Annotated in this window: 13 protein-coding genes; 5 read left to right on the top strand and 8 right to left on the bottom strand. The window is 36.2% G+C overall.

Annotation, left to right across the window (positions count from 1 at the left end):
* Positions 1–4 precede the first annotated feature (4 nt).
* A complete protein-coding gene (locus A3H37_05095; protein OGL48350.1) occupies positions 5–1,000 on the top strand; it encodes a hypothetical protein in 996 nt (331 codons plus the stop codon).
* A 6-nt stretch (positions 1,001–1,006) separates the two neighbouring features.
* Positions 1,007–2,083, top strand: coding sequence for a hypothetical protein (locus A3H37_05090; protein ID OGL48349.1), 1,077 nt, complete (start codon positions 1,007–1,009; stop codon positions 2,081–2,083).
* A 37-nt stretch (positions 2,084–2,120) separates the two neighbouring features.
* On the opposite strand, the gene A3H37_05085 is transcribed toward A3H37_05090, so the two are convergent.
* The 6 genes from A3H37_05085 to A3H37_05060 form a co-directional block, all read right to left on the bottom strand.
* Positions 2,121–2,882, bottom strand: coding sequence for a hypothetical protein (locus A3H37_05085; GenBank protein OGL48348.1), 762 nt, complete (start codon positions 2,880–2,882; stop codon positions 2,121–2,123).
* A 76-nt stretch (positions 2,883–2,958) separates the two neighbouring features.
* Positions 2,959–3,870: a hypothetical protein gene (locus A3H37_05080; protein OGL48347.1), complete on the bottom strand. Its 912-nt coding sequence runs from the start codon at positions 3,868–3,870 to the stop codon at positions 2,959–2,961.
* 256 nt (positions 3,871–4,126) lie between these two features.
* Positions 4,127–5,014, bottom strand: coding sequence for a hypothetical protein (locus A3H37_05075; protein ID OGL48346.1), 888 nt, complete (start codon positions 5,012–5,014; stop codon positions 4,127–4,129).
* A gap of 118 nt (positions 5,015–5,132) precedes the next feature.
* Entirely contained in the window at positions 5,133–7,094 is a 1,962-nt protein-coding gene (locus A3H37_05070; GenBank protein ID OGL48345.1) for a hypothetical protein, read from the bottom strand.
* A 135-nt stretch (positions 7,095–7,229) separates the two neighbouring features.
* Positions 7,230–7,685: a hypothetical protein gene (locus tag A3H37_05065; protein OGL48344.1), complete on the bottom strand. Its 456-nt coding sequence runs from the start codon at positions 7,683–7,685 to the stop codon at positions 7,230–7,232.
* Between the two features lie 330 nt (positions 7,686–8,015).
* Complete coding sequence (locus A3H37_05060) at positions 8,016–11,249, bottom strand: carbamoyl phosphate synthase large subunit (protein ID OGL48343.1); 3,234 nt, start codon at positions 11,247–11,249, stop codon at positions 8,016–8,018.
* Positions 11,250–11,295: 46 nt separating this feature from the next.
* Here A3H37_05060 and A3H37_05055 point away from each other — a divergent pair, with 46 nt between their 5' ends.
* The 3 genes from A3H37_05055 (at position 11,296) to A3H37_05045 (ending at position 15,273) form a co-directional block, all read left to right on the top strand.
* Positions 11,296–13,371 (top strand): hypothetical protein, encoded by a 2,076-nt coding sequence (locus A3H37_05055; GenBank protein OGL48342.1) that lies wholly within the window; start codon positions 11,296–11,298, stop codon positions 13,369–13,371.
* A 45-nt stretch (positions 13,372–13,416) separates the two neighbouring features.
* Positions 13,417–14,136, top strand: a complete 720-nt coding sequence (locus A3H37_05050) for a hypothetical protein (GenBank protein ID OGL48341.1) — start codon at positions 13,417–13,419, stop codon at positions 14,134–14,136.
* Positions 14,137–14,706: 570 nt separating this feature from the next.
* Positions 14,707–15,273 (top strand): hypothetical protein, encoded by a 567-nt coding sequence (locus A3H37_05045; GenBank protein OGL48340.1) that lies wholly within the window; start codon positions 14,707–14,709, stop codon positions 15,271–15,273.
* Positions 15,274–15,393: 120 nt separating this feature from the next.
* Here A3H37_05045 and A3H37_05040 read toward each other — a convergent pair whose 3' ends face one another.
* A complete protein-coding gene (locus tag A3H37_05040) occupies positions 15,394–15,804 on the bottom strand; it encodes a hypothetical protein (GenBank protein OGL48339.1) in 411 nt (136 codons plus the stop codon).
* Between the two features lie 9 nt (positions 15,805–15,813).
* A complete protein-coding gene (locus A3H37_05035) occupies positions 15,814–16,224 on the bottom strand; it encodes a hypothetical protein (protein ID OGL48338.1) in 411 nt (136 codons plus the stop codon).
* Positions 16,225–16,413 lie beyond the last annotated feature (189 nt).

Below are 16,413 nucleotides of genomic sequence, written 5' to 3'. Positions count from 1 at the left end.
TTAAATGGTATCAATAATAATTATAACGCTGAATAGTTCAGACTGTATAAAGGAATGTTTAAATTCGATTGTTTCTCAAGCTACCAGGGATTATGAAGTAATAGTTGTTGATAATGCCTCTGCAGACAACACTATTGAACTCTTAAATTCTTTCCCCCTTCCAATCACTTTGATAAAAAACAGAGAAAATCTTGGATTTGCAAGGGCAAATAACCAGGCAATAGCAATGGCTAAGGGGGATTATCTCCTCCTCCTCAATCCGGATGTGGCAATGGAAGGAAATTATATTGAAGAGCTTTTGGGTAAGGCTGATGAAGACAAAAAAATTGGAGCTGTAACAGGGAAGTTGTTGAAAAAACCTTTTCCTCAAACAGCAGCCATAATAGACAGCACAGGCCATATTGCCTATAAGTGCAGATATTTCAAGGACCGCGGGGAAAATGAAGAAGATAAGGGACAGTATGATATGTCAGGATATGTTTTTAGTGTATGTGCTGCAGCTTCTCTTTATCGTAAAGAAATGCTTGAAGGAGTTAAGATAAAAGGAGAATATTTTGATGAAGACTTCTTTTCCTACTGGGAAGATGTGGATTTGTGCTGGAGAAGCCAGCTTATGGGATGGAAATCCTATTATAATTCTAAGGCAGTTGCCTATCATGCGAGGGGGCATTCAAGAGATAAGAAAGCAGAAAAAACCCTGATTTTTAAAAACCGCATTTTAACCCTCATGAAGAATGATTCCATCAAAAATCTTCTGAAAGATATTCATCATATCCTGATATACGAGTTCTTCGATTTTTTACAAAATCTTTTCTTTAGCCCGTATGTTTTCAAGAATCTCCTCACATGCTTTAAACTCCTTCCTGAAATTTTAGAGAAGAGGTCTTTTATCAGTGAGAAAAAAAGTGTCCATGATTTAGATATTCACCAGTGGTTTGTGTACAAAAAAAATATGTATTCCAAGCTTCTCATTAAAGCCGTTCAGGAAAAGTTTAAATAATATATTATGAAGGTCTTATATCTTTCTAAAACCTCAGAGATTGGTCCAAGCAGCAGGTACAGAATTTACCAGTACATCCCTTATTTAAACAAACACGGGATTCACTGTGAAGTTAGACCGCTTTTCACAGAAACATATTTCAGAATAATTGAAATTGATAATCCCATTATCAGGACAATTTTAAAAACTTTTTATTCTGCTTACAGATTTTTTATAAGGCTCAGTCATATTTTTGATGTAAAAAAATTTAACCTTGTAATTATCGAACATCAAATCTTTCCGTATCTGCCTGCTTTTCCTGAATATCTTGTAAAAAGATTGAACAAGAATATGGTAATAGAATTCGACGATGCAATTTATCTAACTTTTTTACACAGGAAGAAAATGGAGAAAAACTTAAGAAATGTTACAGGAGCAATTGTCGGGAATAAATACTTAGCAGAATTTGCCAGAAAATTTAACAATGAAGTTAAGGTTATTCCTACTGTAATTGATACAGACAGGTATAAGGGCAAAGAAAGTTACAAGGCTGAAAGGATAACAATCTCATGGGTTGGTCTTTCCTATAACCTGTCCTATCTTTTTTCATTAAAAGAAGTTTTTAATATCCTCTCTGAGAAATTTAACATCAGCCTTAAAATAATCTCATCAAAAAATTTAATAATTGAAGGAGTTGATATAATTTTTAAAAAATGGAGCTATGAAGATGAGGTTAAGGATCTGAGAAGCGCAGATATCGGGATAATGCCTCTGCCGAACAATGAATGGACTAAGGGAAAATGCGGAGCAAAACTTCTTCAATATATGGCATGCGGGCTTCCAACTGTCAGCAGCCCTGTTGGAGTCAATTCTGAGATTATAAAGGATGGCGAAAACGGATTTCTGGCAGAAAACAATGAGGAATGGATAAAAAAACTTACACTTCTTATTGAAGATAAAAACCTGAGAGAGAAAATGGGGGAAAAAGCAAGAAAGACAGTTGAAGAAAAGTACTCACTTGAAAAATGGGCTGATGAGCTTGTAAATACTTACTGCCATTTTAACAGCTTAAATAAAATCAGCACATTTTGGCCTCAGGGATAAAAAATCTTAAAGAAAGCGAACCTTCGGCATTCATATTTTATTTAAAATCCCTTCTATCAAATATCAGCACCGCAATCGTCATTATGAGTATTATGTAGAGAAGTCCGTAAGCAATGCTAAAGGCATAAAACTCTATTCCTACTGGCTGGTCATAGACCACCTTCCCCTTGATATTAAAATTATCAAGGTTTGGAAGAATATAGTACACTGCCGAAGTCAGAAACTTTACAAGCCCGTTTGATTTCTCGCCAAGCTTTTTTATATCCTCGCTTAGATGGCCTATTATGAAAAAAGCAAGAGTAAATATGCCGCTAAGGAATGGAGTAGAAAAGGTTGAAAAAAGAACGGCAATGGAAGTTATTACCATCAGTTCAATGAAAATGAGGAAGATTGCATTCAAAAGGTTCCATTCAAAAGTCCCTGAGATTCCGAGAATGACCAGCAAAACACCTGCTGACATTATCAGAACATTTATCAGCAGCACCAAAATTAATCCCAGAAATTTTCCAAGAAGAAACTGCTTGCGGCTAACAGGCTTGGCTATAATTGTATAGATTGTTTTCTTGTCAATCTCCTTAAAGACAAGGCTTATTCCAACAAATATGGCAATGATGGTTCCAAAAAGAGATATGCAGGAAAGCCCCATATCTTTTATCATCTTAAGCTGCTCTCCAAGAGAGAGCTTCCCGAGAAGAACAGAAAATCCAATAATAAGAATTGCAAAGAAAAGGATATTGTAGAGGATTTTATCCCTGATAACTTCCTTAAAAGTATTTTTAGCTATTATAAGGAATTTCATAGGTTATTAATTTTAAAATGCCGGGTTAGAAAACCCCGCCTGTCGATAAGCAGGACTTCTTCTACCGCTAAATTTTTCACCTTTTAAAAAATAATGCTTCAAGCGATTTTTTCTGCGGTATTATTGAAATAACTTTCCCTCTTTCCTCAAAAATCACTTTTAAGACCTCATCTCTTTCGCTTTCATTTCTAACAGAAATATAATTTTTATCTCCTCTGGTCATTATCCTTCTTTCAGCACAGCGAATTCTCTCCAAAGCCTTTTGAGTTAATCCGGAAGCGCATATCTCAACAGAGCTTGTCTCCTCTTTCAGTAAATCATCAATATACCCTGAAGCAACAAGTTTCCCTCCAACAAGCACTCCAACCCTGTCGCATATCATTTCCACATCTGAAAGGATATGTGTGGAAAAAAACACTGTTTTTCCCATATCCCTAAGTCTTAAGATAAGGTCCCTGACCTCCTTTCTTCCAATCGGGTCTAACCCTGACATTGGCTCATCAAGGATTACAAGTTTTGGGTCATTTATCAGGCTCTGTGCAATCCCTATTCTCTGAAGCATTCCCTTGGAATATCTCCTTAACTGGAGTTTTGAAGCATCTTTTAATCCCACTGTCTCAAGAAGTTCATCCGCCCTTGCCTTAATTCTTTTTTTCTCAATCCCAAAAAGTTCACCATAAAAATTTAAGAACTCTTTTCCTGTTAGATAATCATAAAAATAGGGTCCCTCAGGCAAAAACCCTATATCTTTTTTTACTGAAATGTCGCTTATCTCTCTGTCAAACAGCCAAGCCTTTCCAGAGGATGGATAAATCAGCCCTGTCAGGATTTTCAGCGTAGTTGTCTTGCCTGCTCCGTTTGGGCCAAGAAACCCGAAGATTTCTTTTTCTTCAATCTCAAGATTCAGGTTCTCAAGAGCCCTTATTTTCTTTAGTGCAAAACCTATGCGGTAATCTTTAGTCAGCCCTTCAGTCTTTATGGCAGCCATAATGTAATCTAACTTCTATATTTTTATATTTCAATTTGGGTTATAAATTAAATCCTAAACTCTAATATCTAAATTCTAAACCCCGTTAGAAATTAAAATTTCTAAGCGGGGTAAACAAATCCATAATGACTAAAATTCAAAATAGTTTAGAACGCTATATAAATCAAGCATTGAAAGGCTTTCTCCCAACTGTGCCTGCCTGCCGCAGGCAGGGAAAGCCCCTTCCGGGGCTGATAAGCAATAAGAAAAGCAGATTTTATTCATCAGTTGTTTTCCTTTCATAAACCTTGAACCTTTCCTGTCTTGAACTGCTTTTAACCACCTGCTTATCCTTATCTAAATAATAGTAACCGCCAAAAGGGTCTTTTGGTAAATATCTTATTACCTTTTTTTGTACAAGGCTTTTTAGGCCTTCAGGAGCATATCCATAGGTATCCTTAAAATTCTTAACACACCTTTCCAGGATATTTATATCTCGTTCAATAATCAATTCTTTCAGGCGGTTCTCAAGTTTCTCTTTTGCAGTCTCATTGTCTGTTGATTTAATCATCTGCTCAAGAAATACTATTCCATCCTCAGGAGTACCTGCTGTGGCATAAAGTCTTGCGGCAAATTGAGTTAGAAAAAATGGGGAACCTTCCAGCTTTGATGCAATGCTAATATACATTGCCGCCTTCCTGTAATCTTTGAAATAATCAAAATAGTTATAACCAATCAGAAAAGGAAATACCCATCGCTCACGGTCAATTTCCATTCCCCTGAGAAGGAAATGGTTGCTTTCAGCTGGTTTCGATGCAATTACTGACAGAATCAGCCCTCCAAACTGATATGCATATACAAACTGCGGATCAAGATATGTTATTATGTCAAGTGAATGAATAAACCACTGCCATCCCTTTTCAGTCTGAACTCTCTCTCCAATGTATTGAATAACCCGCAACCATAAAATATCCGCAACAATCTGTTCATACCCAAGAACCATAAGCTTCACAACTTCAGGCTTTGGAAGCAGTTCAAGTTGTTCAGCTTTTCTAAAATTTCCCTTCATATGGTCCAATCTCAGCTGTGTAAATACTAATGAAAAAATTATGAGTAAAAACAAAACTATAAAAATAATTCTTTTTTTTAACACATTTAAAAGCATAGTTTCGATAGGCAGGACATTCTTGTCCTGCTGCTTTTGTATAGGTAAATCCTTTAGCTAAGGCGGGGTCAGAAACCCCAGCCTATCATTATTAAAAATTCTTTCCATTAAGTCTAATTCATTTCGCCTTTGCCTTTATCTCATCTATATCAATTTTTAAAAATCCTTTCTCATAATCCCCTGAAAAAGGAAAGCTTTTATATTTTTCATATATTTTTAAAATCCTTTCTGCTTCCTCCTTTGCAAGATCATCCCTTTTAATCTTTTCATAAATCCCTAACAGATTTACCCTTGCTGGTAAAAAATTAGGCTCTAAAGAAAGCAGAAATTTAAATTCTCTAATTGCTGTATCAGTTTGATTCAGGTTTAAATATGTCCTGCCTGCGCTCTCCCTGTAATAGGCATTAAACGGGTCAAGTTTTATGGCTTCAAGATAGCATTTCAGAGAGTTTTTTAAATATTTGTCTCTGTCTTTTTCTTTTTCTGAAAGGGTAGATAAAATAAATCCAAGATGGTCAAAAAGTGCAGCGTTTTTTGGATTAAGGGATATTGCAGAATAAAGCTCATCAGAAGCTTTTTCTAAAAATTCCGGGTCTTTTGAATCCAAATACTCACTGTAAAAAAGGCTGGCTCTTGCGTCATAAAAAGATGAATCTGCAGGATTAAAGTATACGGCTTTTTTAAATTCCTTATCTGATTCTACATAGCTACTATTTTTTAACAAACTTTTTCCGCTAACAGAAAAATAGTATCCCAAATAAAGCCTGGTTACAAAAATCATTGCTGAAAATGTCAGCAAAACCGTAAAAATCAGGAAAGTTATTTTTTTGTTAGGATTAAACTTAATCTCTCTTGAAAAAAAACCTGATTTTCTCATAACCATTCCTGAAAATACTGCCATTGAAATCACCACTGCAGGTTCGTGAAAAACTGAATCAAACAGGGCATGGAATAAGAACACAGTTACTCCTGCCATTAAGCAGACATTCAGACTTTTCTCATATGAAGATTCAGTTCCATTTATTATTTTCAATCCTCTTCTGTAGAAAAAGAATATTCCGGAAAGAAAAATCAAAAGCCCTGCAATTCCAAGTTCTGTGCAAATCTGAATATACTCACAGTGAGAAGTATAAGCCCTCTTTCCGTAAAAAGCCAGAGCCTCTCTGACAGGAAAATTATATCTCGGAAAATAGTATTTATACATCCCCGGTCCTATACCAAATGGATTATCAAGAATAACTGGCAGGGAACTTTCCCATATATTTACGCGGGAAAACGCATAGATATCTGTTTTCTGAAGATTTGTGATTCTTGTCTTTAGAGGATTCGGCAAGAGCAAAATTAGTAAAACTACCAAAAGCAAGGCAAGGGTTGTTTTTTTATTAAATTTAAAAAGATAAAAAAACATGAAGGATAATCCTGCTAAAAAGGAGAGAAAAGCTCCACGGGACTGTGAAAGGAATATGGCTAAAAAAGCCAGTATTAAAACTGATGAAAGAAAGACTTTTGAGAAAAAAAACATTTCAGTCTTTTTTGAAAATTTACTCGCATTTTCTTTTTGATGAAACAGAAAACCTGTTAAAGATAAAATTCCTGCACCAAGATATGACCCGTAAAAATTAGGATTAAAAAATGTCCCATTCACTCTCTCAACCCCAAGAATAAGACGCTGGGAAATGCCGTAGACAGACTGAAAAGCAAGAACCGCAATCAGCACACCAAGAACAATTTTTTCATCATTTCCACTTTTTACAATATTAATGGTAAGGTAAAATATCAGCAGATAGGTAGAAATGCTTACAATCCACTGAATACTTATGTTTTTATACGAAGAAACAAATACAGATATGACTGAAATCAAAAAAAATAAAACTATACAAATATCAAAACCTGTTCTCTTTAATCTTAAAGAACCTTCTTTAAATGAGCTGTAAAAAAAAGATGAAAGAAGAATAAGAGAGAGAATTCTAATAACAGTAACAGGGAAATATGTGGTCCCGCCTTCAATCAGAGGAGAAAATAGAATCAAAAAAGATAAAAGGAAAATGTTAATTTTATTTACTTTTTTACTTTCAGACATTTTCTATCAGGGTTTATCATTCGATAGGGTCCAATTGATATTCAATTATAACACATTTTTTCAAAAGAGCCAAAAATAAAAAGAGGATACCTTGATTACAAGGCATCCTCTTTTCTTTAAATCTAGCAGAAACTATTAACCTTGTGACACGTCGTTGTTTGTGTTTGAAAGGTTTTTTGCATCATCGATTGTCCATGTGTCTAACACTGCTGTCTCAGTATCTATGTTTCCCATTGCTCCTGCTGTAAAACCAGTGGCAGTAACAGCAACACCTGTAGGCATACTCGTTCCAGTCACGGCACTGCTACCAGTGGTTGCAGTAGCAGATAAATAGTACCAATACTTTGTTGTTCCTGATGGTGCCCAGTTAATGAGATCAAATGTGTTGCCAAAAGTGTTGTTTTCACCAAAATAGGCTGTCTCAGAAGTAAATATAGCAGAAAGGTTATTCTTTGCTTCTGACTGTTTTGCCTTTGCCTGAAATTTCAGGAAGTTTGGTATTGCAATAGCTGCAAGAATACCAATAATAGCAACAACAATCATAAGCTCTATCAGAGTAAATCCTTTCTTCTCCATCATTTTTCTAAACATATTTTTTCCACCTCCTTTCACTAAATATTGTTCGCCAGAACTAATTGTTCTACTAACCTTGTGACACGTCGTTGCTTATGAACGACCATAAGCTCTATCAGAGTAAATCCTTTTTTTTCTCCTAATAAAGCCTTTGTAGAATTTCTATTTTATGCAGTAGCAAAAGGTATGCCAATGATTAAAAAAATGGAAAAAATTGCTTATGCTTATTTATCATTAATTTTCAATTTGTTAGCTTGTCGAAAAGAAAAAGAATAAATAGATTGATTTGAGAAACAAAAATTCAATCAATAAAAATGACGGTTTTGGGCAATGAATTGACGAATTTTGTCACTTTTTGTAATATTCCTGAAGAGGCATTACATCAAGCGAACCCCGCCTTAATTCCTCAATTCCTGTTACTGCTGCAAATGCACCTGAAACTGTTGTGCAGTAGGGAATATTATTGACAAGAGTGGTCCTTCTTAAAGAATAGGAATCCTCGGCTGATTGCTTTCCAAGTGTTGTGTTTATGACTAAATCAATTTCACCATTTTTTAAAAGGTCAACAATATGAGGCCTTCCTTCCTTTACTTTTTTTACATATCTGACCGGAATACCACTTTTCTCCAGAGCATTCTTTGTCCCTTCAGTTGCAACCAGATTAAAACCCATTTCAGCCAGTTTCTTTGCAATTGGCATTACCGCAGGTTTATCTTTGTCTTTTACGCTTATAAAGGCTGTACCTGAGACTGGAAGAGTTGAACCAGCAGCAATCTGTGCTTTGGCATATGCCTTGCCAAAGGAATAATCAATACCCATCACTTCACCTGTTGACTTCATTTCAGGTCCTAAAATTGTATCCACACCGGGAAATTTTATAAATGGAAAAACCGCTTCCTTGACTGCTATGTGTGTAATATCCTTTTCTTTTGTAAAGCCTAATTCTTTAAGTTTTTTCCCAGACATAACCCTTGCTGCAAGCTTTGCCAGAGGTATCCCTATTGCCTTGCTTACAAACGGAATTGTTCTTGAAGCCCTTGGATTTACTTCAAGTATATAAATTTCATCTTTCTTAACAGCAAACTGAATGTTTATCAGACCTATTACCTTCAGTTCAAAGGCAATAGCCTTTGTCTGGCGCTTGACTTCTTCAATTATCTCTTTTTTTAATGAATACGGAGGTATTGAACAGGCGCTGTCTCCTGAATGCACCCCTGCCTCCTCAATGTGTTCCATAACCCCGCCTATGACACATATTTCACCATCTGAAATAGCATCCACATCAATTTCAATTGCATCATCAAGAAACTTGTCAATCAGAATAGGGTGGTCAGGAGATTCCTTGATTGCATTGCGCATATAGTTTTTAAGGCTGTCATCATCATAGACAATCTCCATTGCCCTGCCTCCAAGCACATAGGAAGGTCTTACAACCACAGGATAACTTATTCTCTTGGCTACCCGGAGCGCCCCATCCAAATCAGTTACTGTCCCGTTAGATGGCTGACTAAGTTTCAGTTTTTCAAGGAGCACCTTAAATTTTTCCCTGTCTTCAGCAATGTCAATGTCTCTAGGGGAGGTTCCAATTATTTTAACCCCCATTTTTTCAAGAGGAACAGCCAGCTTTAAAGGTGTCTGTCCTCCAAACTGAACAATAACTCCGTCGGGATTCTCAATATCAATGATGTTCATCACCTCTTCAAGCGTGAGTGGCTCAAAATAGAGGCGGTCAGAGGTATCATAGTCAGTGCTTACTGTTTCAGGATTGCAGTTTATCATTATGGTTTCAAAGCCGTCTTCCTTAAGGGCAAAAGCACCATGGACACAGCAGTAATCAAATTCAATACCCTGTCCTACGCGGTTTGGTCCTCCTCCAAGAATTGCAATTTTTTTCTTTTTTGTAGGGAGTGATTCGCACTCGTTTTCATAGGTTGAGTAAAGATATGGCGTATGGGCTTCAAATTCTGCACCGCAGGTATCAACCCTTTTAAAAACTGGATTAATATTTAAACTTTTTCTCAAACTCCTGAATGTAGCCTCATCAACATGCATTATCTGAGATATGTATTTATCTGAAAATCCATTCTCCTTTGCCTTTCGCAGAAAAGAAGATAATTCCTTATTCTTTTTACTGAAAAAATTCTCGCTTTTACTTTTAATCTCTTTATCAAATTCCACTATCTCTTTTATATTGTTAATAAACCATGGGTCTATTTTTGAAAGCTCGTATATCTCCTCAGTCTTAAACCCCCTCCTCAGAGCTTCCCCTATGTACCAAACCCTCTCCCAGTTCGGTGTTTTTAATTTATCCCTTACCGTTTCATCTGATGCGCTCACAGACGCATCTTCCTTCAGGCTTACGCTCCACATATTTATTTCCAAAGAACGGATTGCCTTTTGCAATGCCTCCTTAAAATTCCTTCCTATAGCCATTGCTTCACCAACTGATTTCATCTGAGTTGTAAGCGTTGCATCTGCTGTTGGAAACTTCTCAAATGTAAACCTTGGGAATTTTACAACACAGTAATCTATTGTTGGTTCAAAGGATGAAGGAGTGACTTTTGTTATGTCGTTCGGAATCTCATCAAGGGTAAATCCAACAGCCAGCTTTGCTGCAATTTTTGCAATTGGAAATCCTGTGGCTTTTGATGCAAGGGCTGATGAACGGGACACTCTGGGATTCATTTCAATCACCATCATTTCCCCGTTTCTTGGATTCACTGCAAACTGAATATTTGAACCTCCTGTATCAACCCCTATCTCCCTTATTATCTTGATTGCCCCATCCCTCATAATCTGGTATTCCTTATCTGTAAGGGTCTGGGCAGGCGCAACTGTAATGCTGTCACCTGTATGAACTCCCATAGGGTCAAAGTTTTCAATGGAGCAGATAATAACAACATTGTCCTTTGAGTCTCTCATCACCTCAAGCTCGTATTCTTTCCATCCAATCAATGACTCTTCAATGAGTATCTGGTGATACGGGCTGGCATCAAGACCCCACCTTATATGTTCCTGAAATTCTTCCATGTTGTATGCAATGTTTCCACCTGTGCCTCCAAGGGTAAAAGAAGGCCTTATTATTACAGGAAACCCTATTTCTTTTGCAATCTCAAAAGCCTTTTCTTCTGTTTGCACACAACCGCTTTTTGGAATCCTAAGGCCTATATTCTGTATTGCAATTTTAAAAAGCTCCCTGTCTTCAGCCTTTTTTATTGCTTCAATCTTTGCCCCTATAAGCTCAACATTATATTTATCAAGCACCCCTTTTTCCGCAAGTTTCACTGCTAAGTTTAAGCCTGTTTGGCCTCCGATTGTTGGGAGAAGCGCATCTGGTTTTTCTCTGGCTATAATCTTTTCAAGAACCTCCAGTGTTAATGGCTCAACATATGTTCTCTGAGCCATATCGGGGTCTGTCATAATTGTGGCAGGATTGCTGTTGACAAGCACTATTTCAAAACCTTCCTCTAATAATGCCTTGCATGCTTGAGTTCCTGAGTAGTCAAACTCGCACGCCTGCCCTATTACTATTGGGCCTGAACCTATTAAAAGTATTCTCTTTATATCAGTTCGTTTTGGCAAAATTTATTCTCCTCGCTTCTCATTCATACATGCAATCATCCTAAATGTGGGAATTTCGCTTGACGTGCATTTTCAAAATTTTGGAAAAATTACCTCTTGCAAAATAAAAAAGCAAGAGGAAATTAAAATTACCCTTCTTTTCTTGTTTTTTAAAACATTATATAATAACTTTTGCTTGGCTGGCATTATAATTTTTAAAAATTTAAACTTCATCTTGAAAAAACTATATTCAATTTTCTTAATAGCGGCTTTATCATTTACTCCCTATCTGAACTCATTAAACAATGATTTTGTTTGGGATGATACGGATTTAGTGAGAAATAACCCGGATATAAAAAGTTTCAAAAAACTCCCTGAACTCTTTCTATCACCATTTGGCAATCCGGTACAGTTCAAGGAAAACCCTCTTTTTTACCGCCCTCTTATATTCTTTTCATATATGGTTGACTATAAGCTATGGAACACAAATCCCGCTGGTTATCATTTATCTAACATAATTTTACATACTCTTTCATCAGTTTTGATTTTCTTAATACTTCTTAAAATTTTTTCTGATTTTAATTTTTCTCTTCTCTCAAGCCTCATCTTTGCAGTCCACCCAGTGCATACAGAATCAGTTACATGGATATCCGGCAGAACCGATGTGCTTTGCACTCTCCTGCTTCTCCTCTCTTTCAATGCCTATTTGAATTGTCTGAAAAGCGCAGGAAAAGCTCATTCTTTCAATTCCCTCCTCTCTGTTTTTTACTTCACTCTCAGCATTTTCTCAAAAGAAACAGCAATTGTTCTTCCTTTGATAATCCTGTTCTATGAAATATTTTTTTTATCAGAAAATATCCCTGTTATCTCCGCTATAAAAATTTTTATCAGAAAAAACTTTCTCTTCATGCTTCCAGTAATCCTTTACCTGACTCTGAGAACAGTTGCCTTGAAAAATAATTTTTATCCCTTATTAACCAAAGCCTCACTACCGGAAAGAATTCTTACAATCCTAACTGTTATTTCTGATTACATCAAACTCCTGTTTTTCCCTGTAACTCTCAATTCCTTGTATGTGGTTAAAACTGTTTCTAATCCTGCTGATTTCAAAACCATGCTTTCAATCTTAACTTTAACTGCAATTTTTGTTTTACTTATAAAATCAAAGAACATTTCCAAAAAATTCTTCTTTGGCACTTCGTGGTTTTTTATATCTCTGCTTCCGGTTTCAAATATAATTCCCTTTTCATCAATAATAAAAACAGAGCATTTCCTGTACCTGCCATCAATAGGTTTCTCGATTGTGGCAGGGATTGTTCTATCAGGTACAAATAATTTTTTCTCAGACAAGATTGGCAGAATAAAAATAATTCCTGTGTCGCTAATAGTTCTTATAATAATTTTCTTCAGTGTTCAGGCTGCAAAGAGAAATTATGTATGGAAGGATGAGATAACTCTTTTTGAAGACCAGGTTTTGAAGTCTCCTCTATCTTACATAGCCCATAACAACCTCGGACTTGCATACAAAGCCTCAGGAAAGCCCGAACTTGCAAGAAATGAATTCTTATTTGCGCAAAAAATTAACCCAAAAACACAGAGTTCCTATGTAAACCTTGGGAATCTTTTTTTTGATTCGGGGAATATGATTCCTGCCATAGAAAATTATAAGAAGGCAATTGGAATTAATCCCACAGAATCCAGTGTGCATAACAACCTTGGAGTTGCATATGCAAAAACCGGAAATTCAAAAGGAGCAATAAAAGAATTTGAAACAGCATCTGAACTGAACCCGGAATATGCAAGCCCTCACGTCAATCTTGGAAATGCCTATCTAAACCTCAAGGCATATGATAAAGCTGTTATTGAGTTGAATAAGGCAATTAAAATTAACCCCTATTTAAGCAGTCCATATTTTATTCTTGGAATCATATACAACAATACAGGAAAGGCTGATTTGGCAATAGAAGAACTTGATAAAGCAATTAACCTTGACGCTAAGAATATAAAAGCCCTTATAATATTGAGAGATATTTATCTTGCAAAAGGAAATTTTCAGGAATCATTAAAATATTATAATAAGGCTTTGGCAGTTGACAGAAGCAGTCCTGAAGTAAAAAATCAGAGAATATTTGGATTTAAATAAATCAACACTCATGCTGACAGGTAATAGTCAGGAAAGGAGAAGCATATGGAAAACCCTGTTTTCAAGAAATACTGTTACTGGATGGATAAAGAAGCGCTTGAAGCCCTTAAAAGTATGTTTAAAAAAGAGGGAACAGAAATCTACTGCGCGCAAAGAGTACCCTGTGAATTGTTCAGGGTAGAAATCGGATATTCTGCACCTGAAGTCTGGAAGGTTACCTGCAAACACGACGCTGCGCCTTGGTATAATACATCAGACAAAAACGGAAAATTCCTTGTCCTCTCTTCAAAACCACTTTCTCCTGAATTTGAAAAATACCTTGAGACAACTATTACAAAATCAGACTTCCAGCCTCAGGGATATCCTTCAAAAGAAGAAATAAAAGCTCTTGCAAATTCTGAAATCTTTAACAGAAAAAAACCTGAAGGCTGGGTTGAGTTTCCAAAGGAAACAGCAGAAAAACTTGCTCAAGGGTTTAAAAATGTTGTTGGGGTTGATGAGCCATTAGAAGAGATTTTTGAAGTCTGGTCAGCGGTTCACTCCAATTTCCTTGAAGGGCGGTTTTCAGTCAAAGAAGGCACAAACACTATCCCCTATACAATAGCAGACACAAACCATACGAGCAGCTGCTGTATTGAACTTTTTAATATCGTTGGAAAAGAATTCAAAGCCAAATATGTAAAACCCTGCCTTGGCGCAAAGATTGCAAAAGCCCTTGAAGCAGACATATATTACAGAGTGGAAAACTTGAAAGGTATTAAGTGAATAGCAATTTGTCATAGCCTCTTCTGCCATTATTCTTTTCCAGAATATCAGGGCAAAGAGAACCACTGTCAGATTAGCAATCCCTGCCATTGAAGAATTTATTTTTCCTGCGTGTCTCCTGCTTATAAGAAAAAAATACTCTGTAAGCAAAGAACCCGGCTTTCTGTTTTTTTAATAACAAAATGGCGGGTTGCGGTCAAGAACAAAGTAGAAAAGAAGTGATGAGGCGTTTAGAAGTTTTGCTGCTTGACAATTGCTCATCATCCTGAGTAATTTTATTTAATGGGTTGAATGAATTTCCCTGCAGCAAGACTGCAGGGTATCTAATATAATTTATATACCGATTTTTGTCATTCCGCCTGCCTGCGGTAGGCAGGCACTTGATGTGGAATCCAGTCCTTCGACAAGCTCAGGATGCAGCATGGTGAGCCTGCCGAACCATGGATTCCCGCTTTCGCCTGTCTGCCGACAGGCGGCGGGAATGACGACAAAGCATTAACCCTGTAGCAAGACCACAGGAAATTACAAGTTAAAATTAGAAGGCTGAAAGCAGAAAAGGAGAAATCAATTATGGGTAAAAGCAGGGAAGAGCTTGAAAAGGAAATAATTCAGTTTCTTGATGAAGGAAGCACTAAAAAGGGAGATATGAATGCAAAATGCGCTTTAAAGCATGGCATTGCCAGTGTCCTTGCAACAAGCCGAAACAATATTCCAAGAGCCACTCCTGTGGATTTCTTCAATGAAGGAATCACTATCTGGATTGGGGCAGAACCTGGAGGAAAGATTGTTAATATAAAGGAAAATCCCAATGTCTCAGTTGGCATCTTCAGGCCGGTTGACCATAGTGTGGTTAATAAAAGCATACAATATTTTGGAAAGGCTTCCATAGTAAGCATGGCAAACAACCCTGATGAGTATGTGAGCAAGATGAAAAAATGGGGAATGTATGACACCCTTTCCAATATGGTTAAAGACAGGATTAAGCAGGGGATAATCCAGAAAGGAACTGAGGAAGAAGCGACTCAGAAATATTTAAAGGCTTTCTGCCTGCTAAAAATTGAGCCAGAAAAAATTATTTACCTCTACATCCACCCTGAAACCGGCAGGGAAAAGCATATTTGGGAAAAGACAAGCTGATAACTATTGAGCAAGATGTCAACTCCATGAAGAGTTCAGTCATCTAACTTTAAATTGTAAGATTTTAAACCGCAGTCGGGTTTTGCTTGATAAATGTTGGAAGGAAAAAGATAAGAAAAATTACAGTTTGGAAATTTTCTTTAAAAAATCCTCAACATCTTTCAGTTTGTTTTTCAAAACATCAAAAACAATGCTGTAATCCAATCTGTCATAATCGTGTGCTATTACATTCCGGAAACCGGTCATCTTCACCAATTTTTCTGAGAGTTTATCGGAGATAATATTTTCTTCTTTTAAAATATAGAAAGACTCGCTCAGAGTTGATGGTTTTCGGAGTTTCTTATAGGCTATAACTGCTTCTGCTAAATCAATTGTTGCCTGTACTGCAAGATAAAGATACCTTTCAACTGCGCCTTTAAGGTCAAGATTGTTTTCAATTTCTTTCTGGGTATATTTTTTATATCTTCCAAGAATTTTTAAATACTTCCTGATTGCACTTATTTTATTTTCTATTACTGTTAAATTGGTCATTTTTTGTTATTAAGATTTGGTTAAATTGTATCTTGCCAGGATATCATAAAAATCAAAGTACTCGTTAAGAATCTTCGGCTCTGCTATAACCTTGAAAGGCTCCTTCTCATAAATTAAATCTCCATCCTTAATGATATTGTATTTAAGCTCTGGGCTTTCAGTTAAATTAAGGATAACTATATCGATATTATCAGTTTTTAATGCACGGCTTATTTTATCCATCAAAACAAATTTCAGCTCGTATAATTTTTTCTTGTCCTCCTCATCTGCATAAAAAGCAAAGTCAATATCGCTTATTGGCCCTGTTTTTCCATTCACCTGCGAGCCAAAAAGATATACCAGCTTTATTTCAGGATGAGACAGGAAAACATGCTTTATCTTATTTATGATTTTAGAGTTCTTTTGTTTAGCGTTTTTCATATTTGATTAAATACTAACACAGAAATGTTAAAAACCAAATAACATTTGCAATATCCAATCACCTTAAAGCGTAATACTTAGCATTTATTCTACCATGCGCCAAATGAATTCAGAGCTATACTCAAAAAGAGTGTAAAAAGTAAATAGAGGTGGTGTATCCTTTCATAAACAAAAACAAGACAGGAAAAG

The sequence above is a fragment of the Candidatus Schekmanbacteria bacterium RIFCSPLOWO2_02_FULL_38_14 genome (genome assembly GCA_001790855.1).
In the GTDB taxonomy this organism is placed as follows: domain Bacteria; phylum Schekmanbacteria; class GWA2-38-11; order GWA2-38-11; family GWA2-38-11; genus 2-02-FULL-38-14-A.
This window is presented reverse-complemented; position numbering and strand designations above follow the sequence as displayed.